Source organism: Providencia sp. 2023EL-00965, assembly GCF_033550225.1.
GTDB lineage: Bacteria > Pseudomonadota > Gammaproteobacteria > Enterobacterales > Enterobacteriaceae > Providencia > Providencia manganoxydans.
The window spans coordinates 173,945-196,380 of the sequence record NZ_JAWUEH010000008.1; the positions used below are offsets into that span (position 1 = coordinate 173,945).

Here is a 22,436-nt window from a genome sequence, read left to right on the forward strand (position 1 = left end):
GATTAGCCAAACGGACTTAGAACCGTCAAAGGCATTATTAAAGAGATTCGGGATATGTTGCAATTTATCCTCCGACGCTTGGGGTTAGTGATCCCCACGTTTATCGGTATCACATTACTGACTTTCGCTTTCGTGCATATGATCCCTGGTGACCCAGTGATGATCATGGCAGGAGAACGTGGGTTATCGCCTGAAAGGCACGCGTATTTAATGGCTGAATTGGGCTTAGATCAGCCACTATGGCAGCAATACCTCCACTATATTAATGGCATATTCCACGGTGACTTAGGTATTTCATTGAAAAGCCGTATTGAGGTTTGGGATGAGTTTTTCCCTCGTTTCAAAGCCACAATGGAACTGGCGATCTGCGCAATGATTTTTGCTGTATCAGTGGGGATCCCTGTAGGGGTTTTAGCCGCGGTTAAGCGTGGTTCTATTTTTGATCACACTGCTATCGGTCTATCACTAACGGGTTACTCAATGCCTATCTTTTGGTGGGGGATCATGTTGATCATGTTAGTGTCCGTTCAATGGGACTTAACCCCTGTATCGGGGCGGGTCAGTGACAGTGTGTTCCTCGACGATTCCTACCCATTAACTGGCTTTATGTTAATTGACACCTTGATTTGGGGTGATGAAGGTAACTTTATTGATGCAGTGGAACACCTGATCCTGCCATCCATTGTTCTTGGAACCATTCCGTTAGCCGTAATCGTACGCATGACTCGCTCGTCAATGTTGGAGGTTCTTGGAGAGGATTACATTCGTACCGCAAGGGCGAAAGGGGTGAGTCGTGCACGTGTTATCTTGATCCATGCGTTACGTAATGCGTTGTTGCCAGTTGTCACTGTTATTGGTTTACAAGTTGGCGTGATGTTGGCAGGGGCAATTCTGACTGAAACTATTTTCTCATGGCCAGGCTTGGGACGTTGGTTAATTGAAGGGCTTCAGCGCCGTGATTACCCTGTGGTACAAGGGGGCGTTCTGCTGGTCGCAACATTAATCATTTTTGTTAACTTAGTGGTTGATGTGCTGTATGGCATTGTTAATCCACGTATTCGTCATAAGAAATAAGGAGCGCTAAAAATGTCTCAATCTACTGAGCCAACTGTTATCAGCGCCCCTAAGCCGATGACGCCATTTCAAGAATTCTGGTATTACTTTAAACGTAATAAAGGCGCGGTTGCTGGGATGGTTTATATCATCTTAATGATCTTAATCGCCATTTTTGCTGGTGTATTAGCACCTCATGCACCTGATGAACAATTCCGTGATTTCCTATTGGTTCCACCTGTTTGGGAGCATGGTGGTAGCTGGCAATTTATTTTAGGTACTGATGATGTGGGGCGTGACCTACTGTCTCGTTTGATGTATGGAGCGCGTTTATCTTTATTAGTTGGTTGCCTAGTGGTTGTCCTGTCATTGATTTCAGGCGTTACGTTAGGGGTCATTGCCGGCTATTTTGGCGGTGTGGTTGATGCCATCATCATGCGTGTTGTTGATATCATGCTAGCATTACCAAGCTTGTTATTAGCCTTAGTATTAGTCGCTATTTTTGGCCCTTCCATCGTCAATGCCTCTATTGCACTTACCTTCGTGGCATTACCTCACTACATCCGACTTACGAGAGCGGCGGTATTAGTTGAAGTTAACCGTGATTATGTGACAGCTTCGCGTGTTGCAGGGGCAGGTGCTGTTCGCCAGATGTTTGTGAATATTTTACCTAACTGTTTAGCACCATTAATCGTACAAGCTTCGCTTGGTTTTTCTAATGCCATCTTAGATATGGCTGCGTTGGGTTTCCTTGGCATGGGCGCTCAGCCTCCAACACCTGAGTGGGGCACAATGCTTTCTGATGTACTGCAATTTGCTCAAAGTGCTTGGTGGGTAGTGACTTTCCCTGGTTTGGCAATTTTATTGACTGTATTAGCGTTTAACCTGATGGGTGATGGGTTACGTGATGCATTTGATCCAAAACTCAAGCAGTGATGAGGTAATCTAATGGCATTGTTAAATGTAGAACAACTTTCGGTACATTTTGGTGATGAAGGTACCCCGTTCCGCGCCGTTGACCGCATCAGCTATAGCGTTGAGAAGGGGCAAGTGGTTGGGATTGTTGGTGAGTCAGGCTCTGGTAAATCAGTTAGTTCATTGGCAATTATGGGGTTAATTGATTACCCCGGTAGAGTTATGGCAAATGCGTTGCAGTTTGATGGCCGTGACTTGCTGACTATTCCAGAAAAAGAGCGTCGGCAGATTGTAGGGGCTGATGTTGCGATGATATTTCAGGATCCCATGACGAGTCTGAATCCCTGCTTTACTGTGGGTTATCAGATCATGGAAGCATTGAAAGTGCATCAGGGCGGTAGTAAAAGTACACGTAAACAGCGAGCGATTGACCTATTGGACATGGTTGGGATCCCTGATCCGAAATCAAGGCTTGATGTGTATCCTCATCAATTGTCAGGTGGTATGAGCCAAAGGGTGATGATTGCAATGGCAATTGCTTGTCGGCCAAAATTATTGATTGCTGATGAACCTACCACTGCGCTAGATGTGACTATTCAGGCACAAATTATTGAATTATTGCTTGAATTACAGCAGCAAGAAAATATGGCATTGGTACTAATTACTCATGATCTTGCATTAGTTTCTGAAGCTGCTCACCACATCATTGTGATGTATGCAGGTCAAGTGGTTGAGTCAGCAAAAGCGACTGATATTTTTAAACACCCTCGTCATCCCTATACTCAGGCGCTGTTACGTGCTCTACCTGAGTTTGCCACTAATAAATCAAGGCTTGCTTCTTTACCAGGGGTTGTGCCAGGTAAGTACGATCGCCCACAAGGTTGTTTATTAAATCCACGCTGCCCATATGCAACGGAGCGTTGTCGTGTTGAAGAGCCTGAATTGCGCTCAATTGGGGATAGACAAGTAAAATGTCACATGCCGCTGGATGATATGGGGAGGCCAACACTATGAGTGAAAATAACCATAAACCCTTGCTACAGGCCATTAATTTAAAAAAATATTACTCAGCGAAAAGCGGTATATTTTCGGCTGAAAAATTAGTGAAAGCACTTGATGGTGTTTCTTTTGAATTAGAAAAAGGCAAAACACTCGCAGTGGTGGGTGAATCAGGTTGTGGCAAATCAACACTAGGCCGTTTACTGACAATGATAGAGCAGCCAACAGCAGGTGAGCTGTACTATCAAGATCAAAATTTGCTAGTGAAAGATAAAGCGGCAGAAAAATTACGTCGTCAGAAAATTCAAATTGTTTTTCAAAACCCATATGGTTCTTTGAATCCACGTAAAAAAGTGGGGCAGATATTGGAAGAACCTTTATTGATTAATACTTCACTGTCGAAAGAGCAGCGTAAAGAAAAAGTATTATCGATGATGGCGAAAGTGGGATTGAAAACAGAGCATTATGATCGTTACCCACATATGTTTTCAGGGGGCCAACGTCAGCGGATTGCGATTGCCCGTGGTTTGATGCTCGATCCTGATGTGGTTGTTGCTGATGAACCTGTTTCTGCGTTGGATGTTTCAGTTCGTGCACAAGTTCTAAATTTAATGATGGATTTACAGCAAGAACTTGGCCTTTCTTATGTGTTTATCTCACATGATTTGTCAGTAGTTGAACATATCGCTGATGAAGTGATGGTGATGTACTTAGGTCGTTGTGTTGAAAAGGGAACGAAAGAGCAAATTTTTAATGATCCTCTACATCCATATACTCAAGCGCTGCTGTCTGCAACACCAAGGCTAAATCCTGATTCAAGGCGTGAGCGGATCAAATTAACAGGTGAGTTACCAAGCCCAATGAATCCACCTCCGGGCTGTGCTTTTGCCGCGCGTTGCCGCCGAGCATTTGGTCAATGTACTCAGTTTCAACCGACACTTAAAGAGTATGATGGTCAGCTAGTTGCTTGCTTCGCCGTTGATGAAGATGAAAAAAATACCATGATTGTGAGTTAATCTTAATAAAATGGCAGAAAATATATTTTTTCTGCCATTACTTTAGGGAATTTTGCGTCTTTAACTGAAGGATTTGCTCCTTGTCTTAATTACATAAACTTTCATTTTTAACCGCTCATTTCTCGATAAAATCAAGTATACTCAGTAACACCCTATTATATTCATACCCCATAAAACCCGTCTTGTTGGGCGCGGTATCCGAATTTATATATATTTGGCTTGATTAATAGCCTGTATTCTATTGCAGTGATGTAATATTGGTTTGAAGTTGTACACTGGGTATGAAATGGTGTAATGGGGGCGGTTTTGTCTGGCAATTAAGGCGCAGACAAAGAGTATGTAATCTAAAAGAAGCTTGGTGAAGAAGGTTTCGTTAACATGAAGACCCGAGTTCAGCGTTCATTGACATTAAAAAGTATGGTTGCATTTTTTGTGATCACGTTGATTTCGCTCGCCCTTTTTTTGGCAATTCAATTTAGCTATCTGCTTGAGCAAAGAAAAAGTGATTATTTGGATCAGCTTAGTAATGCGGTTGTGCAAATACAAAAACCACTCACTGAGTCATTATTAAGCTCTGATCTGAATGAAGTGAAGCGTTTGCTGGTCAGTTTAAAAACGTCAGGTATTATGGGGAAAGCTATCGTCACGGTAGATAATACCACTGTGATGAGTCTCGATTTTGCTACGGCTCGCCCTATCCCTGATTGGGCGATAAAATTTACCGGTATCCCTGTTGAGATGACGATACCTTTATATGCTTATGGTAATTCGTTGCTAACAGTCAAGCCACAAGGGTATTTGACGTTACAGGTCGACTCCAATCGTGTTTATCGTTTTGCCTTTAATACATTGGCTTTAATGATAACGACCTATTTATTGCTGGTTTTGATTATCGCAATTGCGATGACGTGGTGCGTAAGTCGAATGATTGTCAGGCCATTACGCAAAATTGCGCTAGAATTACAGGATGCCAATAATCAAGATATTCAAATTTCAAGCTATCATGAAGATGATGAAATAGGTTTATTGGCAAAAAGTTATAACCGTCAAAGAAAACAGCAAAATTCGGATTAACGGGTGAACATGTAGGGGGCTTTGTGGTCTAATAACGTTACTATACTCGTCATGCTTTAAGGCTACAGCAGTTTTCGCTGAGGTATGGTGATGATATTCGCTCACATCAATGACATGATGTGTATGTTTCTAGCGACTCACCCACTTGTCATCTAGCTGAATCTCGAATTATTTAGAGTATAGTGAGTATTATTAGAGTGTGAAATGAACCATATCGTTCAACCCTATAATTAACGCTTTTGGTTAATTTATCAGTCACACTTTTGCGGTTAAATACAAGGATAGAAAATACATAGGGGTTTACATGCAGGGGTTGAAAATTCGCTACACTATCAGTGTTGTACTATTGTCAGTGGCTAGTTTTGCTAGTGCTGAGCCATTACAACCTGATCCAGCATGGCAGCAAGGGAAGCTAGAAAATGGCTTTAGCTGGCAGCTGCTACAGACACCGCAACGTCCTAACGACCGCATTCAACTTAGGTTAGCCATAAAAGCTGGCTCACTGTCAGAAAAGGCGAATGAAAAAGGCTATAGCTATCTCATTCCTAAAATGGCGTTATTGCATCAATCTGAAGCATTTCCCGCGACAACGTTACAAAATTTTTGGCGTCAGGCAACCGATCCTGATATGCCTATTCCACCCGCGGTGGTTTCTTACGACTACACAATTTATAATTTAAGCTTACCACACAATAAACCCGAGCTACTCAAACAAGCCTTGAATTGGCTAGCAACCTCTGCGGCTGGGGCCACCTACACAGAAACGTCATTGAGTAATGGTTTGAGTGTGACTAATGCGCCTGTTGCAACTTTACCTGTTGATGCGAGTGATCCTGTATGGCGTGCACGTCTGAAAGGCTCAGCCATGATGGGGTATGATCCCGGCCAAAAAATTAAGCATGATGTTGACCTCGAAAGCATTAACGAGTTCTATCACAAATGGTATACACCTGATGTGATGACATTATATGTTGCGGGTCATGTCGACTCACGTATGTTGTCGGATGCTATCTCACAGACTTTTTCGTCATTAGAGGGGAAACGCTCAGAGCCTGTTTCTGTTGCCGTACTATCACAGGTTAAACCACAATCTATTGATATCCTCCAAGAGAAACAAGTTAAAGACTCGTTGTCTTTGATTTGGGATATTGATTGGCAACCAATCAATGATTCAGTGGTACTGTTGCGCTATTGGGGAAGTGACTTAGCGCGTGAAGCGCTATACCGCTCATTGCAAAAAACCTTTAATCAAAAATTCAGTCAAGATGAAGTCACATCTAATTTGGATTGCCGTGTTCAATACCAAAAAGCAAGCTGTACTCTGACTGTCGCTGCGGCTCCTGAAAAAATGATGGCGGTGGCTGATGTTGTGCTGAATGAGTTATCAACGATTAACCAAAATGGTATCTCACCTGAATTATTTGATGAGATGATCAATGAGAAGCAAGTTCAGCTTTCTCAACTGTTTGCCGCTTATGCACGTACTAGCACCGATGTTTTGGCTAGCCAGCGTTTAATTTCACAGCAAAATGGTGTGGTTGATATTGCACCTGAGCAATACCAGCGCTTAAGGCAGTCTTTCTTAGCTGGGCAGACGTTAGAGCAAGTCAATATGGAAGTACGCCGTTTATTGTCCCAAGAGGCGGCTTTTGTCTTGACGCAACCGAAAGAAAAACAATTGATGGATGCGGAGCAAATTCGGCAGAAATTCACTAAAGTTTTATGGCCTCAAGCAGAGTCAGTCTCTGCTGCTGAAGTTGGCTCTAATACCGCGAAAGAGCCGGCAGTGAAAGCACCACAGTAACTATTTATTCTTTGAATAATTTCAGGTGCAGTTAGCTGATAAGTGAATGAGTTGCGAGCAGCAAAGATAAGTGTACAACTAGTGTAAGTGAGCGTAGTCAGCATACCTTGATGAAAGCGCTTATCACTTGAAGTGTAACGGGTATAGCCATTAACCTGATTAAGGTTAATGGCTAATCATTGATTAACCATGTGTGAGCATGGCTTCAATAACTTCAATTAATACTTCTCTTGACTGTTTATCATCAACAAATCCTGCCGCACTGGTTTTTGTACTTGGTGAGTAATAAGCGACAGAACCCCAAAAACCAAGGTGTGAATAGAGTGTCATACCATTCACAATATTCACCATGATCCCTAAACGATACTCTTGTGCTCCTTCATGTTCACCAGCACTTAACATAACTTCTAGTGTTTCTGACTGCTCAAATATTTTCCCATTGAATAATGCTTCAAGGAAAAGCGCCATTTGCCGAGAAGAAGTGATCAGCCCACCGCCCCCGTAGAGATCCATTGATGCATGAATATGTGTGCCTTCGATCTCTTTCAAATATTGACGAGCACGAGGCGCCTCAGTGGTCGGTTGCTCTAAACACTCCCAATAAGCACTATCTAGTCCTATTTTATTGAAGTTTAACAATGTTCTTACTGCGAGGCCGAGTGATTGGCCAGTAAGGCGCTCAATGATATCACCGAGTAAAATATAACCAGTATCTGAATAAATAAAGGTTTCAGAAGGTGCAATTACCGGAAACTGCTTGCGTGTATAGAGCTCTACTTGTTCCAAGCGACTCCATTGATAATTGGGCTTAGCAAGTACTTGTTTGAGATATTGCTCATCAGCGTGATCGAACAACCCGCTGCTATGGTTAAGTAGATGTCTAATCGTAATATTATGCGTGTTATAATTTTCACTCAGTAATTGATTGAATTTAGGGTCGATATGCTGCGAAATTGCATCATCTAGCGACAATTTTCCCATTTCAACTAATCTTAATATGGCGGCTGCTGTGAAGGTTTTGCTATTACTGGCAATGCGCAATGGGGTATCAACCGTTAGTGGTTGGCCAGAGAGGTCGCTACCTCTTGCACAGAATGTACTGATGCTATTTTTTATTTGATTGTGATAGTACAAAACAACGCCGCAAGGTAGATCTTCTAATCGTTGCATATATTGTGCTGTGCTCATTTTGCTAATCCCCTTAATGCTTCAATACTGTATGAATGTTGTATGTGTTTTATAAGATACTTTAATTGTTTCAAAAGCATGTGTTCAGAAAGGCTCTTAGGTGCAAGTTGAGACGATTAGCGATTGAAATGCATCAAAAGCGGGCACTTGATAACCCGTTCGATAAATTAAATAGGTATCACACTCTACAATAGGCAATGAATTAATTGATAGCTGCTCTTGAGGCATTGATTGAAGTAATTTTTCAGGCAATAAAGCCACGCAACTTCCTGCACTGACACAAGCTATCATGGCATGGTATGAGCTGAGTTGATGGATATGCCAATCAAGTTGACTAGGAATATTCAACCACTGTTCAGCGATATATCGGTAGCTACAGCCAGCCGCAAAGGTAGCTAGAGAGCGCGTCTTGATATCTGAAGGACATCTGGCTAATTTATCTTGTTCAGGTAGTAGTAAGAGCAATTGCTCTCGCCATATTTTTATTGCTTGTATCCCCATTTCATTGAGTTGGTGAACATCATATCGCCCTGATGCAACAAACGCACAGTCAAGCTTTTCACTACTTACTTGTTCTATTAAATCCTTTGATGTTCCTGTAGTGAGTAGTAACTGTGTTGTTGGGTTTTTTTGATGATATGTTGCAAGTAATGAAGGCAAACGACACGCAGCGGTACTTTCCATACTGCCTATTCTGAGTTGACCACCTTCTCGGCCTAAACTGGTAACATGGCGTGCTTCTTGCTCTAAAGCAAGCAATCGATGTGCATATTGTAAAAAGCGTGAGCCTGCTTCTGACAGTAGCATTTGTTTACCTTGACGGATAAACAGCAGCTCCCCGAGATCGGCCTCAAGTTGCTGAATTCGTGTTGTAATGTTTGATGGTACTCGCCCAAGGCGAGTGGCTGCACGCGTCACACTGAGTTCTTCAGCGACCGTACAAAATATTTTCAGTGATTCAGAGTTCATTTTCTTTTATTGTGAATATGGTGCTATATTTATTCTTAATTATAGAATGATAGCAGTAAACTTACCTCATAAAAAGGAAGAATAATGAATAATTCAGCGTTATTTCTACAACGTTTTGGCCTGCGCTACCCTATTATTCAAGCACCTATGGCAGGTGTTTCAACGCCTGAGCTGGTTGCTGCTGTATCAGAGGCGGGTGGATTAGGCTCTTTAGCTTTAGGGGCAAGCTCAGTTGAGCAAGCAAGAAAAATGATCGCGGCGACTCAAGCGCTAACGAATAAGGCATTCAATGTGAATGTATTTTGCCATTTAACACCAACTCGTGATGCTAAAGTAGAGCAAGCTTGGGTTGATTATCTCTCGCCAAAGTTTGCTGAGTTCAATGCGGCTCCGCCTGTGCAGCTTTCGGAAATCTACCAATCTTTTTTAGATAACCCTGAAATGTTAGCGTTATTTTTGGAAATGAAACCTGCCATAGTTAGCTTCCATTTTAATCTGCCTGCAAAGCATGTTGTTGAACAGCTACAATCTCAGGGAATCTATACCATGGGAACCGCAACCAATTTAGCTGAAGCTCTATTGATTAAAGAGGCCGGTATTGATGCGATTGTTGCCCAAGGCATTGAGGCCGGTGGGCATCGCGGTATGTTTAATGTCGATGCGGATGATGAACAATTAACCACTTATGATTTAGTGCAATTACTATCACAACATATTGATCTGCCAATTATTGCCGCTGGTGGTATTATGGATGGACAAGATATTTTAATCGCTCTTGAAAAGGGCGCCGTGGCGGCTCAGTTAGGTACTGCGTTTATTTTATGTCCGGAATCAGCGGCGAGTGATGCCTATCGGCAAAAACTTAAAAGCCAAGAGGCGGCTAATACGCAATTGACTGCGGCTATTTCAGGGCGGCCAGCAAGAGGTATAGTGAATCAGTTTATTCGTATTGCTCAGCAAGAAAATTGCCCGAAAATACCTGATTATCCGATAGCTTATGATGTTGGTAAGCAGCTGAATGCGGCTGCTAGCCAATCTGGTAGTGATGATTTTGCTGCTCACTGGGCGGGTCAAAATGCATCTAAAGCACGTGAAATGCCAGCAAAAGAATTAATAAAGGTATTAGTTAAAGAAATGAATATTTAACATTATTTGTTGATAGGGATGGCAAACCATCCCTTCAATATGTTCTATGGCGTGAGTGTTTGATTGTCTTTACTATCTTTTGGCTCATCGGTCGCTATCCATGCTGCGCAAAACAGCGTTAGCCTAGCGAAGAAATAGAAAAATGCCATCAACCCAATCACAGAACCAAATGCCGCGCCAGAGGGTGATGAGGCTAGATTTGGTAAGATCCAAGTCATGATGGTTTTAATCACTTCGAAGCCAATTGCTGCCAATAAAGTGCCTTTTAATAAAGAAGAACGGCGGTGTTGCATACGTGGTAGGATCCAAAAAATCCATAAAAACAGTAAGAAGTTAGCTGTAATCGAAATCGCTAGACCAATCAGTGTCCAAACGGGCCTTAGCCATTCAATACCATCTAATCCAAGTGTTCTTACTATGGTGGCTTGTGCAGAGCCTGCGACAGAAGTCAGTGTGATGGTCACGATCAAAGCAACCAGTAAACCGATTAAAGCAAGAAAATCACGTAAATAGCGGAAATAGATTTTTTCGTGTTCATCTTCATTACGCTCCCACACTGGGCGTGATTGCGCCAAGATCGCTAATCGCAAGTTATTAACCCAATTGACCCCCGAATAGACCGCTAACGCTAAACCCGTTAGTCCTACGGTTGTGCGTTGGCGAATAGCAGTATCGATAGTTCTTTCTAAGGTGCCAGCAAGTGTTGGGTCACTAATACTGGTCGAAATTCCACGTATTAGGCGTTCTAATAGCTCTGGATTGCTGGCTAGCACGAAACCGGCAGCCGCAAAGGTAAACATTAATACGGGGATCAGAGACAGAAAGGAAAAATAGGTGATCGCTGCACCGAACTGGTTACCCATTCGGTCGGTAAAACGTTGTGCGGTACGGATCAAATGTGCAATAAAAGGGATCGCACAAATAAAATTCACAACCCGCATAGAAAATGTGAGTGCCTTTTTACTATTATCGATACTTTTATTTAGTGTAGATTTTAATTTGTTGGTGTCTTTTTGCTCTTCATCCTGCATATTCGACATTCTATCCCCTTTGCTACTCATCATGTGTTTTATCTAGTTTTCGCTATAATATAGCTTAAATTAACCAAACTTTTTACCTCAAAGCCTATTTCAATTTACAAATAGGCTTTGAGGCCTCATGACTATGTTATATAAACAGGGTTAATTACTGTTTTTATCTACTTGTAACACTTCAAGGTATAGAGTTGCTCACCTATCTGTTTCTTGAATTATTTTGAATATAACTCAAGTTCAGCTTGGGCTTCCTTCAATTCAGCTTTAGCTTCTTCTAGTTTACGTTCACGTTTAGCAATTTTAGCATTATCGCCTGTTTCTTTTTCTTCGAGCAATTCAGCTTCTCTTTCTTGAACCTTTTCCTGTTTTTGGGCTACATTTTTTTGACTATCACGATAAAGCGACTCAGGTGTACAATAAGTATTCACATTATCTAGAGCTCTTTGTAACCCTGCAATGCGGTGTGTATTACCGTGCTTTTTGGCGTAATCAATTTGAGTTTCAATCTTTTGTTTTTTAATATCGCAGCCATTTTGTTTGTTGGTGGCGGCGAATGCAGAAGTTCCTGTTAACAACAGAACGGTAGTTGTGGTTGCTATGATTAAATTACGCATTTTTACCTCTCAATGACATTTTAATTTAATTTAGGATAACTTTTTATTTTGCTGAGGTCATGTTAAATTCATCAAATTAGGAATAGTGCTAATTTGAACGAAAGTTCGCTATACTATCGCAAGATAAAAACAGCTCATTCAGTCTATTTATTCACAGACTATCTTTAAAGAATTTATTCGATAGTTGCCATGCGGGTGACTATGGAATTTCCTCAGGAAATAAGAGTATCATGCTAAGTTACCGCCACAGTTTTCACGCAGGCAATCATGCAGATGTGCTAAAACATACTGTTCAAAGCCTCATCATCGAGTCTCTCAAAGAGAAAGAAAAGCCTTTTCTATATGTTGATACCCATTCAGGTGCTGGCCGCTATCAATTAACGGGTGAACATGCAGAAAAAACGGGCGAATATCTGCAAGGAATTGCGCGGATCTGGGAGCAGCCCGACTTACCTGAAGAACTTGTTCCTTATATGAATATTGTTCGCCAAATGAATGATAGTGGGCGACTACGTTATTATCCAGGTTCACCTTTACTGGCTAAGTATTTATTGCGTGAGCAGGATAAATTAGCTCTGACTGAGTTACATCCTACCGATTACCCGTTATTACGAGCGGAATTCTCACGTGATGCACGTGCACAAGTTTCTAAAGGCGATGGATACCAACAGTTAAAAGCCAAACTTCCACCTCCGAGTCGTCGTGGTTTTATGTTAATGGATCCACCTTATGAACTGAAATCGGATTACGAAGCTGTTGTAAAAGGAATTGTTGAAGGATATAAACGTTTTGCAACAGGGACTTATGCTATTTGGTATCCAGTGGTATTACGTCAACAAATCAAGCGAATGCTCAACCAATTGGAAGCCACAGGGATCCGCAAAATACTGCAAATTGAGTTAGCTGTGCGCCCTGATAGTGATCAACGTGGTATGACTGCATCTGGCATGATTGTCATCAATCCGCCATGGAAACTTGAACAGCAAATGAAAAATGTTCTGCCTTGGTTACATAAAACACTTGTCCCAGAGGGAACAGGGCACACGTTAGTTGAATGGGTTGTACCTGAATAGGCAAAACCTATTGCATTAAAAGGAAATTCCTATCCATTGAAACTATTGTGCTTAGAGGGATAATTAGCATAATAGTAAGTATTAGCTTTTTAATTAATCAATACTCTAAATAGTTCGAGATGCAGGTAGGCGGCAAGCGAAGATAGACGGGGAGCATAGATGAACTATGTGACTCGGCCAGCTGAGCGCAGCCAACAACCCTGCATCTTGAAGTATGACGAGTAAAAATGGGATAACCAAGTTATGAGCAAGCATTACGACTATATTGCAATTGGTGGTGGTAGTGGCGGCATTGCTTCGATGAACCGAGCAGCGATGTATGGACAAAAATGTGCCCTGATCGAAGCGAAAGCATTGGGTGGAACCTGTGTAAACGTCGGTTGTGTACCAAAGAAAGTGATGTGGCATGCTGCACAAATTTCAGAAGCGATCCGTGCTTACGGTCCTGACTATGGTTTTGACGCGACAATTAACCGTTTTGATTGGAAAACTTTAATTGCGAGCCGTACCGCTTACATTGATCGTATCCACCAATCTTATGATCGTGTTTTAGGTAATAACAAAGTTGATGTGATCCACGGCTTTGCCCGTTTTGTTGATGCACACACTGTTGAAGTCGATGGTGAAATTTATACCGCTGATCATATTTTAATTGCAACGGGCGGTCGTCCTGTGATCCCTGCTATTCCAGGTGCAGAGTATGGTATGACATCGGATGGTTTCTTTGAATTAGAAGAGCTACCAAAACGTGTTGCGGTGGTTGGTGCTGGCTATATCGCGGTAGAGCTTGCAGGGGTATTAAATGGTCTTGGTAGTGAAGCGCATCTATTTGTGCGTAAACATGCACCGCTTCGCTCATTTGATCCTCTGATTGTTGAGACGTTAGTGGAAGTAATGAACACTGAAGGTCCAACGCTGCACACTGAATCAGTACCAAAAGAAGTGATTAAGAATGCAGATGGCTCCCTGACTCTGAAGCTAGAAAATGGCAAAGAGCAAACGGTCGACGTGTTGATCTGGGCAATTGGTCGTGAGCCAATGACAGATAACCTAAATATCGAAGCGACTGGTGTAGAGCTGAATGACAAAGGTTATATCAAGGTTGATAAATACCAAAATACTAATGTTGCAGGTGTTTATGCGGTAGGTGATAACACGGGAGCGGTTGAATTAACCCCAGTTGCTGTTGCCGCAGGTCGCCGCTTATCTGAGCGCTTATTTAATAATAAGCCTGATGAACATTTAGATTACAGCAATATACCAACGGTTGTATTTAGCCACCCACCAATTGGTACTGTTGGATTAACTGAGCCTGAAGCGATTGAAAAATATGGCGCAGATCAGGTCAAATGCTATAAGTCATCATTTACGGCGATGTACACTGCTGTGACCTCTCATCGCCAGCCATGCCGTATGAAATTAGTGTGTGCGGGGGCTGATGAGAAAATTGTCGGTATTCATGGTATTGGCTTTGGCATGGATGAAATCTTACAAGGCTTCGCAGTAGCGCTGAAAATGGGTGCAACGAAGAAAGATTTCGACAATACTGTGGCGATTCACCCAACTGCGGCAGAAGAATTTGTCACGATGCGTTAACTACCTCAGTAAATAGGTCATATAATAGGCTGAATCTATTGGATTCGGCCTTTTTCTTGAGTGATTGATGAAATCTTATTTATTACTTTGTTTATTTCTTATATTTGGAAATTCTTTTATGGCCTCAGCAAAAGGAATGACCTCTTTTTACTCATATCTTGATAAAGAAACTCAGCTTGAGGGAAAAATATTTATCGATGGACAGTTGATGGCAACACTGGATCCTACTAATCAATCATCTCACGTTAATACGACTCCTGCTTCTATCGCTATGTTTTCAATTCCTGAAAATGCGCAAACTTTGAAAATGACTGGCTCTTTAGTTAATTCAGAAGGGAAAAAGCGCCATTTTGACCATCAATGTAAGATTGTTGATATTGGTGTGGAGACAGCGGCATTACACGATGATAATCGTACGGTGATACAACGGTTACAAGCGCTTTTCAATTTACTGGATGATGATAATTATTTCGAAGAAAATACAGGTAATACATTAGCCCTAAAAGCGAATCTACCAACAAAAGAATTTTATCAAGAGATTGAAAAACGTTTAAATGTCACCCTGCCTGAAGTGATTAAAGTGATTGACCAATATGATATTGAAATGAGTAATGAGGGTTATTTTGTTGATGTTAAAGACATGGGCAATGTACTTGATTTTTTAGCAGAACGCTCATTTCCCGAAGACTTTATTGACGCACTATCTGCTGATAGTAGGGTCGGAAAGCTTTATCAACGTAGCTTGGTGGCTTACTTTTTTGTTGGAGATGGCTATGAAATGTTAGCTTGGGATCCTCAGGGGCAGTGGTTTTGGGTTCATGACCATGATATTTATTCTCCAGTCTTTTTTAAGGAGAGCCAAAAAAAATTCACTGATGAGGATGTCGTAGTGACAATGCTAGCTTCCTATTTTCTTGGTGATTTTATGTTTGATGATAATATCTGTTTTGTTGACTCGGCTCATCCAAGAGGAAATATAACTATCTCTTTCAAACGAAAAGGTTTTTATTCCTCTAAGTTGATCCCTATATTTAAAAATAGGAGTTTTGAGTGGAGATAATGTTATTTGGTAAACACCCCATTGCTCCAATTAAATAGCTGTTCAAAAAACTACCATGCTTTAAATAGCTGAATATTACCTGTGTAAAATGATAAAGCTCCCAAGGAATAACCAATAGACTAATAATTAAACCTAATGCAGGTAGATAAAGTACATCATTAATTTTAGTCATCTCAATTTGTTCACATCGTTCACATAGGCCTGATGCTTTATTTGCTTCAACTAAATTGCATTCATTACAATTCATCGACCTATTTCCTATGTTTAATCAAATACGACATTAATAAAGCGTGGCCTATTTTTTCTCGATAAGCCACATATAGTTACTGGCTTTTTTGCCACCAAGACTCAATATAATCAGCGATTTGCTCAGGATTATTAATATCCAACTGGGGCAACACAGTATCGATAATTTGATTGCTTGCAACGGCAATGACATGTTGATCGAGCAGATCATCAAGAGGCTTTCCGACTTCTGCTCTAAACAAGGCTATTTTGCTGATCGTTTCATGTTTAAACCCTTCAACCAATATCAGATCTAGTGAATTTGCATCAAAACGGCTAGCAAGATATTGCAGATCTAACTCTGTATCGTTATCAGGTGTTTCCGTCATTAGCGCCCAACGTTTTTGGCTTGCCACCAGCGTTTGATCGGCACCTGCTTTACGCAACTCATAGCTGTCTTTACCTGGTTTATCAACATCCATATCGTGATGGGTATGTTTGACTAAACCAACTCGAATATTGCGTTGGCGTAGTAATGGGATCACTTTTTTTAATAGGGTTGTTTTGCCAGTACCACTGTATGCAGTGATAGCGAGTAGGGGTAGCGATTTCTGGTTCATCATTATTTTTGTTGCAGCTCCCAGTTGAGACTCTCTTCGGGTGTGTTCAAGTTAGTAAATGCGCCTAATTGTGATGGAAAAACAACGCATTTTGCGGCGATTTCCTGCATAAAGAACATTAGCTTACGCTCTCCTCGGGCGAGATATTCATCTAATTTTGGTGCGAGAGAACGATGAATTAAAGCAAATGTAGGATGGTCACGCTCAGTATCATTCGCATAGCAAGCGAGGCTGTCACCTTTATTTTCAAAGAATGTTACCGCAAGATCTAATGGAAATGCAGGAACATCACAAGGAACAAATAATAGCCATTCTGTTTTGGCTGCGTGCAATGCTGCTTGCATACCAGCGAGCGGCCCAGAAAAATCTTCGGTAAGATCTGAAATAACTGGGAACCCACTTTGTTGATAACGTGCTTGATTACGATTAGCGTTGATCATCAATTGCTCGACTTGAGGTTCAAGGCGCTCGGCAATGTGTTGGTAAAGTGGTTTACCAAGTAAAGTGATTAGGCCTTTATCTTGCCCGCCCATACGTCGGCCTAAGCCGCCAGCCAAAATCACCCCTGTAATGGATTGTCGCATGTTCAATATCTCTGAAGATCTTCAATAAAATGTTTCAACATACACAAAAACATATATTCGTTAAAATTTATACGCTAAATAATGCGAGTTATAGGCCGGCGATAAACTAAGGTAGGCGGGGAGTATAGACAAATACTATGACTCAACTCGCTAAGCGTCGTTAGTGTACCTTAATGGAAGCCCTGCATCTTGGAGTATCACGAGTATATAAATTCAACGAATATTCATGCATATCATGCATATTAAGGTTAAACTTTACGTAGCTTGACATCAATTCGCTTTTTCTCTTGTATGATATCAATTAATTTGGCCTAAATATTTGTGATGAAGGAATATACATGAAATGCCATCGCTTAAATGAAGTTATTGAGCTAATACATCCTGTATGGAAGGACAACTCAGATCTAAATCTTGTTGAATTATTGCAAAAACTAGCTGATGAAGCAGGGTTTAAAGGCTCATTATCTGAGTTAACGGATGATGTACTGATTTATCATCTGAAAATGCGTGGTACAGAGAGTAATGAAGCGATCCCTGGTTTGAAAAAAGATTATGAGGAAGACTTCAAAACGGCATTATTACGCGCCCGCGGTATTCTAAAAGACTAACATGCAATGAATAACGTTGAACAATCGCATTTTCATTTTAGCGAAATATCCCCTGATTTAATCCTTGATGCGCTGATGGAAGCGGGTATTTACCCTGAATCAGGATTAACTGAGCTAAATAGCTATGAGAATCGGGTTTATCAGTTTCAAGATGAAAACCGTAAACGCTTTGTAGTCAAATTTTATCGCCCTGAGCGTTGGAACCGTTCACAAATTCAAGAAGAACACGATTTTACGCTTGAATTACAAGATGCTGAATTACCTGTTGCCGCTCCGCTCGAATTTGCAGGACAAACCGTATTAGAGTTTGGCGGTTTTATGTTTGCTATTTTTCCGAGTATTGGTGGTCGTCAATATGAAGCGGATAATCTATTCCAACTGGAAGAAGTTGGTCGCTTATTAGGTCGTACCCATCAAATCGGTAAAAAAAGTACTTTTATGTTTCGCCCTACACTAGGGGTAACCGAATATCTTGATCAGCCTCGCCAAATCATGGCGCAAACTGAGTTGATTGCGCCAAAGTGGAAAGAAACCTTTCTCGAATCACTGGATAAATTAATCGCTCAAGTGAAAAAAGATTGGCCGGTTATTACATCACCGCTGCGTTTACAGGGAGATTGCCATCCGGGGAATATCTTATGGCGTGATGAGGCATGGTTAGTGGATTTTGATGATGCACGCAATGGTCCAGCAGTACAAGATTTGTGGATGCTATTGAATGGTTCTCGCCAAGAGCAAGTGCTTCAACTGGACACTTTGCTTGAAGCTTATAATGAGTTTTGTGACTTTGATGTGAAAGAACTTAAGTTAATTGAACCGCTAAGAGCGATGCGAATGGTTCATTACTTAGGGTGGATTATTCGCCGTTGGCAGGATCCTGCTTTTCCAAGGGCGTTTTCATGGATCAGAGAGGACGATTTTTGGCAAAGACAGTCTATCGAATTTGCTCAGCAACTTGAACGGTTGCAAGAGCCACCTTTGCAGTTAGCCCCTCAATTTTAATAACTCAATGAGTTTTTTGGAGAATATAGTATATGAAAAAAATTATGTTGGCGTTAATTGGTATTGCCATGTCATTTGGGGCTGCCGCCGCAAATTATACGGAAGGTAAAGAGTACACTGATATTAAACAACCAGTGCAAAACCTACCGCAAGTGTTAGAGTTCTTCTCTTTCTATTGCCCACATTGCTATCAGTTTGAAAATGTGTACAAAGTGCCGCAAACGGTAGAAAAAAATCTACCAGAAGGCGTGAAAATGGAACGCTATCACGTTGACTTTTTAGGCCCATTAGGTTCAAACCTAACTCAAGCGTGGGCAGTCGCGATGGTGTTGAAAGTTGAAGATAAAGTGACGCCAGTTCTGTTTGAAGGTATTCAAAAAACACAATCTATCAACACGCCAGCGGATATCCGTAATGCCTTCGTTAAAGCGGGTGTAAGTGGTGACGAGTATGATGCAGCACTGAATAGCTTTGTTGTAAAATCACTGGTTGCTAAACAGCAAAATGCAGCTCAAGATCTTAAACTGCGCGGGGTTCCAGCAATGTTTGTTGATGGCAAATACCAAGTTCGCAATAATGGTATTGCGGTTGAAAACGCAGCAGACTATGCGAAAGAGTTCTCTAACGTAGTGAACTATCTCGTTAATAAAAAATAGCCTTCTCTTGTGGCGGTGCGGTTTGCCGCCACATTTCAAAAATTGTCACACTCCGTAATCAATATCCACAATAGAGCAAAAATACTTTTTTTGCGCAGGATCAATGTTCATGTAGCTAACTCATTGATTTTATTTTCTTGTTTAACTACTTGATCTTTTCTTAGTTATTGAATCTAAGCCAGAACGCAGTTTTGCCCACAGAGTTATCCACAGGTTATAATAACCATTAACCATCAGAAAAAACATCAAAATAACGTGAATAATGTCTTGGTCGATTTTGAGTAGATGCAAACTCAACGTGTATCTGAACGCACATTGTGGCATCCTATCGGCATTCATTCCTGACAAAAAAGATGATGACAGATTATGGCTCAGATAGCAGAAAATCCCCTTATATTGGTAGATGGTTCATCTTACCTGTACCGTGCTTATCATGCATTCCCACCACTAACCAACAGTGCGGGTGAACCGACAGGAGCCATGTATGGTGTGCTCAATATGTTGCGTAGCTTGATTATGCAATATAAGCCAAGCCATGTGGCTGTCGTCTTTGATGCTAAAGGAAAAACATTTCGTGATGAATTGTTTGAAAGCTATAAATCACACCGTCCACCAATGCCTGATGATTTACGTGAACAAATCGCACCATTACATGAAATGGTTGAGGCGATGGGGCTACCATTATTAGTGGTTTCAGGTGTTGAAGCTGATGACGTCATTGGTACGTTGGCAAGGCAAGCGAGCCAAAAAGGGATCCCTGTTTTGATCAGCACGGGTGATAAAGATATGGCACAGCTGGTGGAACCTAATATCACTCTTATCAATACCATGACCAATACTATTCTTGGTCCTCAAGAAGTTGAAGATAAGTATGGTGTACCACCTGAGCTGATCATCGACTTTCTTGCACTGATGGGCGATTCATCAGATAACATTCCGGGCGTACCTGGAGTCGGTGAAAAAACGGCTCTCGCCTTATTACAAGGGATCGGTAGTTTAGAAAAAATCTATAATTCTTTAGATGATATTGCTCCGCTTGGTTTTAGGGGATCTAAAACATTAGCGCCAAAAATGGAAGAAAATCGTGAACTGGCCTTTCTTTCATACCAACTTGCTACCATCAAAACAGATGTTGAACTCGAAAAAACCTGTGAGGAATTAGCGGTATCTGAGCCTAATGTCGATAAACTCCATCAGTTATTTAGTCGCTACGAATTCAAACGTTGGCTCGCTGATGTTGAAAGTGGCACATGGATGGATGCTAAAAATGGTAAGAGTTCAGCACCAGCAGCCACTAAGTTTGAAAAGAAAGTAGAGGCAATTGTTGCAGCGCCAATACTCAACGCTGAAAATTATCAAACCATTTTAGAACAGGCTGATTTAGAGCGCTGGGTCAAAAAACTCGCCTCCGCACCACTGTTTGCCTTTGATACCGAAACCGACAGTTTAAACACACAAGAAGCGCGTTTAGTCGGTATGTCATTTGCTATTGAAGCAGGACGAGCGGCTTATTTACCTTTGGGTCATGATTACCTTGATGCGCCAGTACAATTGCCACTAGACGATGTTTTGGCTGCAATGAAACCGATATTAGAAAATGACAAAATATTGAAGGTTGGCCAAAATTTAAAATATGACGCTGAAGTGCTGCTCAACTATGGTATTGAGTTAAAAGGTATCGAATTTGACACTATGCTAGAGTCTTACGTGCTAAATAGCGTTGCAGGCATGGGGCGTCATGATATGGATAGCTTAGCTGAGCGCCATCTTAACCATAAAACGGTATCATTCGAAGAGATCGCAGGTAAAGGTAAAAAGCAGCTCACTTTCAATCAAATAGCACTTGAGCAAGCGGCAAATTACGCGGCGGAAGATGCCGACGTCACCTTGCTACTGCACCAAGCGTTGTACCCGCAGCTTGAAGCTGAGCCTAAACTGAATAAAGTGTTCCGTGAAATTGAAATGCCATTAGTTCCCGTTCTAGTCAGAATGGAGCGTACTGGTGTATTAATTGATGCGAATGTTTTAGCGGCTCAATCGAAACAAATTACCGCCCGTTTAGCTGAGCTCGAAAAAGAAGCCTTTGAATTAGCAGGTGAAGAGTTCAACTTGGCTTCGCCAAAACAATTGCAAACTATTCTTTTTGAAAAGCTGCAATTACCCATTATCAAAAAAACGCCAAGTGGAGCAGCCTCGACCAATGAAGAGGTGTTGGAAGAGCTAGCGTTGGATCATGCGCTGCCTAAACTACTACTTGAGCACCGTAGCTTGGCAAAATTGAAATCAACCTACACTGATAAATTGCCACTAATGATTAGCCCGAAAACCCAGCGGGTACATACTTCTTATCATCAAGCTGTTACCGCGACGGGCCGATTATCATCTCGTGATCCTAATTTGCAAAACATTCCAGTGAGAACAGAAGAAGGCCGTCGTATTCGCCAAGCATTTATTGCACGTAAAGGCTACAAAGTGGTTGCGGCAGACTATTCACAAATTGAATTGCGTATAATGGCTCACCTATCGCAAGATAAAGGGTTATTAACCGCATTTGCGGAAGGCAAAGATATTCACCGTGCAACTGCGGCAGAAGTATTTGGCGTTCCGCTTGAGCAAGTAACAAATGATCAGCGCCGTAGCGCTAAAGCGATTAACTTTGGCCTAATTTATGGTATGAGCGCATTCGGTTTGGCGCGTCAGTTAGGGATCCCTCGTGGTGAAGCGCAGCGTTATATGGATCTCTATTTTGAGCGCTATCCAGGTGTGTTGCGTTATATGGAAAACACTCGCCACCAAGCGTCGGAACAAGGCTATGTAGAGACATTAGAAGGGCGTCGTCTGTATCTTGCTGATATTAAATCAAGTAATGGAATGCGCCGGAAGGCTGCTGAGCGTGAAGCGATCAACGCCCCAATGCAAGGAACCGCAGCGGATATTATCAAAAAGGCGATGATCGCCGTTGATAGCTGGCTGCGAGCAGAGAAGCCTAATGCTGATATGTTAATGCAAGTTCATGATGAATTGGTATTTGAAGTGAAAGAAAGCGAATTAGATGGGGTGATCGAAAAAGTGCGTGAATTGATGGAACAAAGCATGCAACTTGATGTTCCGTTAAAAGTTGATGTCGGTATTGGTGATAATTGGGATGAAGCCCACTAAGTAAAATCAGATCTGAGTCGGATAATAATTTATTCGACTCA

21 protein-coding genes are annotated in these 22,436 nt (G+C 41.6%); 14 read left to right on the forward strand and 7 right to left on the reverse strand.

Going from position 1 to position 22,436, the window contains the following annotated elements; genetic code table 11:
* The first annotated feature begins 54 nt into the window (after window positions 1-54).
* The 6 genes from dppB to SC428_RS12080 all read left to right on the forward strand — a co-directional run bounded on the left by dppB (window position 55) and on the right by SC428_RS12080 (window position 6,861).
* Entirely contained in the window at window positions 55-1,074 is a 1,020-nt protein-coding gene (dppB, locus tag SC428_RS12055; RefSeq protein WP_140179652.1) for a dipeptide ABC transporter permease DppB, read from the forward strand.
* Between the two features lie 12 nt (window positions 1,075-1,086).
* Entirely contained in the window at window positions 1,087-1,989 is a 903-nt protein-coding gene (gene dppC / locus SC428_RS12060; RefSeq protein ID WP_140179651.1) for a dipeptide ABC transporter permease DppC, read from the forward strand.
* 12 nt (window positions 1,990-2,001) lie between these two features.
* A complete protein-coding gene (dppD, locus tag SC428_RS12065) occupies window positions 2,002-2,982 on the forward strand; it encodes a dipeptide ABC transporter ATP-binding protein (RefSeq protein ID WP_140186273.1) in 981 nt (326 codons plus the stop codon).
* Window positions 2,979-3,983, forward strand: a complete 1,005-nt coding sequence (gene dppF, locus SC428_RS12070; RefSeq protein WP_318707879.1) for a dipeptide ABC transporter ATP-binding subunit DppF — start codon at window positions 2,979-2,981, stop codon at window positions 3,981-3,983. The genes dppD and dppF overlap by 4 nt, the downstream gene beginning before the upstream one ends.
* Window positions 3,984-4,361: 378 nt before the next feature.
* Window positions 4,362-5,057, forward strand: a complete 696-nt coding sequence (locus tag SC428_RS12075; protein ID WP_070929408.1) for a HAMP domain-containing protein — start codon at window positions 4,362-4,364, stop codon at window positions 5,055-5,057.
* Between the two features lie 304 nt (window positions 5,058-5,361).
* A complete protein-coding gene (locus SC428_RS12080) occupies window positions 5,362-6,861 on the forward strand; it encodes an insulinase family protein (protein ID WP_233445660.1) in 1,500 nt (499 codons plus the stop codon).
* Between the two features lie 183 nt (window positions 6,862-7,044).
* Here the strand turns inward: SC428_RS12080 and SC428_RS12085 are convergent, their stop codons facing one another.
* Together SC428_RS12085 and SC428_RS12090 are read right to left on the reverse strand one after the other, a co-directional pair.
* Entirely contained in the window at window positions 7,045-8,049 is a 1,005-nt protein-coding gene (locus SC428_RS12085) for a serine hydrolase domain-containing protein (RefSeq protein ID WP_140186271.1), read from the reverse strand.
* Between the two features lie 96 nt (window positions 8,050-8,145).
* Window positions 8,146-9,018, reverse strand: coding sequence for a LysR family transcriptional regulator (locus SC428_RS12090; protein WP_070929405.1), 873 nt, complete (start codon window positions 9,016-9,018; stop codon window positions 8,146-8,148).
* Window positions 9,019-9,102: 84 nt separating this feature from the next.
* Here SC428_RS12090 and SC428_RS12095 point away from each other — a divergent pair, with 84 nt between their 5' ends.
* On the forward strand, window positions 9,103-10,164 hold the full coding sequence (locus SC428_RS12095) for an NAD(P)H-dependent flavin oxidoreductase (protein ID WP_283126174.1): 1,062 nt from the start codon (window positions 9,103-9,105) through the stop codon (window positions 10,162-10,164).
* Between the two features lie 44 nt (window positions 10,165-10,208).
* Here the strand turns inward: SC428_RS12095 and yhjD are convergent, their stop codons facing one another.
* Window positions 10,209-11,204, reverse strand: coding sequence for an inner membrane protein YhjD (yhjD, locus tag SC428_RS12100; RefSeq protein WP_139158705.1), 996 nt, complete (start codon window positions 11,202-11,204; stop codon window positions 10,209-10,211).
* A gap of 209 nt (window positions 11,205-11,413) precedes the next feature.
* A complete protein-coding gene (locus tag SC428_RS12105; protein ID WP_070929404.1) occupies window positions 11,414-11,812 on the reverse strand; it encodes a DUF1090 domain-containing protein in 399 nt (132 codons plus the stop codon).
* 230 nt (window positions 11,813-12,042) lie between these two features.
* On the opposite strand from SC428_RS12105, the gene SC428_RS12110 reads away from it, so the two are divergent.
* The 3 genes from SC428_RS12110 to SC428_RS12120 all read left to right on the forward strand — a co-directional run bounded on the left by SC428_RS12110 (window position 12,043) and on the right by SC428_RS12120 (window position 15,541).
* A complete protein-coding gene (locus tag SC428_RS12110) occupies window positions 12,043-12,885 on the forward strand; it encodes a 23S rRNA (adenine(2030)-N(6))-methyltransferase RlmJ (protein WP_140186267.1) in 843 nt (280 codons plus the stop codon).
* Window positions 12,886-13,128: 243 nt separating this feature from the next.
* Window positions 13,129-14,481, forward strand: coding sequence for a glutathione-disulfide reductase (gene gorA / locus SC428_RS12115; RefSeq protein ID WP_070929402.1), 1,353 nt, complete (start codon window positions 13,129-13,131; stop codon window positions 14,479-14,481).
* Between the two features lie 67 nt (window positions 14,482-14,548).
* Window positions 14,549-15,541 (forward strand): hypothetical protein, encoded by a 993-nt coding sequence (locus SC428_RS12120; protein WP_318707880.1) that lies wholly within the window; start codon window positions 14,549-14,551, stop codon window positions 15,539-15,541.
* Here SC428_RS12120 and SC428_RS12125 read toward each other — a convergent pair.
* The 3 genes from SC428_RS12125 to mobA all read right to left on the reverse strand — a co-directional run bounded on the left by SC428_RS12125 (window position 15,513) and on the right by mobA (window position 16,970).
* Window positions 15,513-15,788, reverse strand: coding sequence for a hypothetical protein (locus SC428_RS12125; RefSeq protein ID WP_318707881.1), 276 nt, complete (start codon window positions 15,786-15,788; stop codon window positions 15,513-15,515). The two genes, SC428_RS12120 and SC428_RS12125, sit on opposite strands and share 29 nt — an antisense overlap.
* A 76-nt stretch (window positions 15,789-15,864) precedes the next feature.
* Complete coding sequence (mobB, locus tag SC428_RS12130) at window positions 15,865-16,386, reverse strand: molybdopterin-guanine dinucleotide biosynthesis protein MobB (protein WP_140179791.1); 522 nt, start codon at window positions 16,384-16,386, stop codon at window positions 15,865-15,867.
* A gap of 2 nt (window positions 16,387-16,388) precedes the next feature.
* Entirely contained in the window at window positions 16,389-16,970 is a 582-nt protein-coding gene (mobA, locus tag SC428_RS12135) for a molybdenum cofactor guanylyltransferase MobA (RefSeq protein WP_070929398.1), read from the reverse strand.
* Between the two features lie 338 nt (window positions 16,971-17,308).
* Between mobA and SC428_RS12140 the strand changes: the two genes are divergently transcribed.
* The 4 genes from SC428_RS12140 to polA all read left to right on the forward strand — a co-directional run bounded on the left by SC428_RS12140 (window position 17,309) and on the right by polA (window position 22,395).
* Window positions 17,309-17,578: a YihD family protein gene (locus SC428_RS12140; protein ID WP_318707882.1), complete on the forward strand. Its 270-nt coding sequence runs from the start codon at window positions 17,309-17,311 to the stop codon at window positions 17,576-17,578.
* 6 nt (window positions 17,579-17,584) lie between these two features.
* Window positions 17,585-18,580: a serine/threonine protein kinase gene (locus SC428_RS12145; RefSeq protein WP_318707883.1), complete on the forward strand. Its 996-nt coding sequence runs from the start codon at window positions 17,585-17,587 to the stop codon at window positions 18,578-18,580.
* Between the two features lie 32 nt (window positions 18,581-18,612).
* Window positions 18,613-19,236 carry a thiol:disulfide interchange protein DsbA gene (dsbA, locus tag SC428_RS12150; RefSeq protein WP_070929395.1) on the forward strand — a complete coding sequence of 208 codons (624 nt, stop codon included), beginning with the start codon at window positions 18,613-18,615 and terminating at the stop codon, window positions 19,234-19,236.
* 366 nt (window positions 19,237-19,602) lie between these two features.
* On the forward strand, window positions 19,603-22,395 hold the full coding sequence (gene polA / locus SC428_RS12155; protein WP_318707884.1) for a DNA polymerase I: 2,793 nt from the start codon (window positions 19,603-19,605) through the stop codon (window positions 22,393-22,395).
* The last annotated feature ends 41 nt before the right edge of the window (window positions 22,396-22,436 follow it).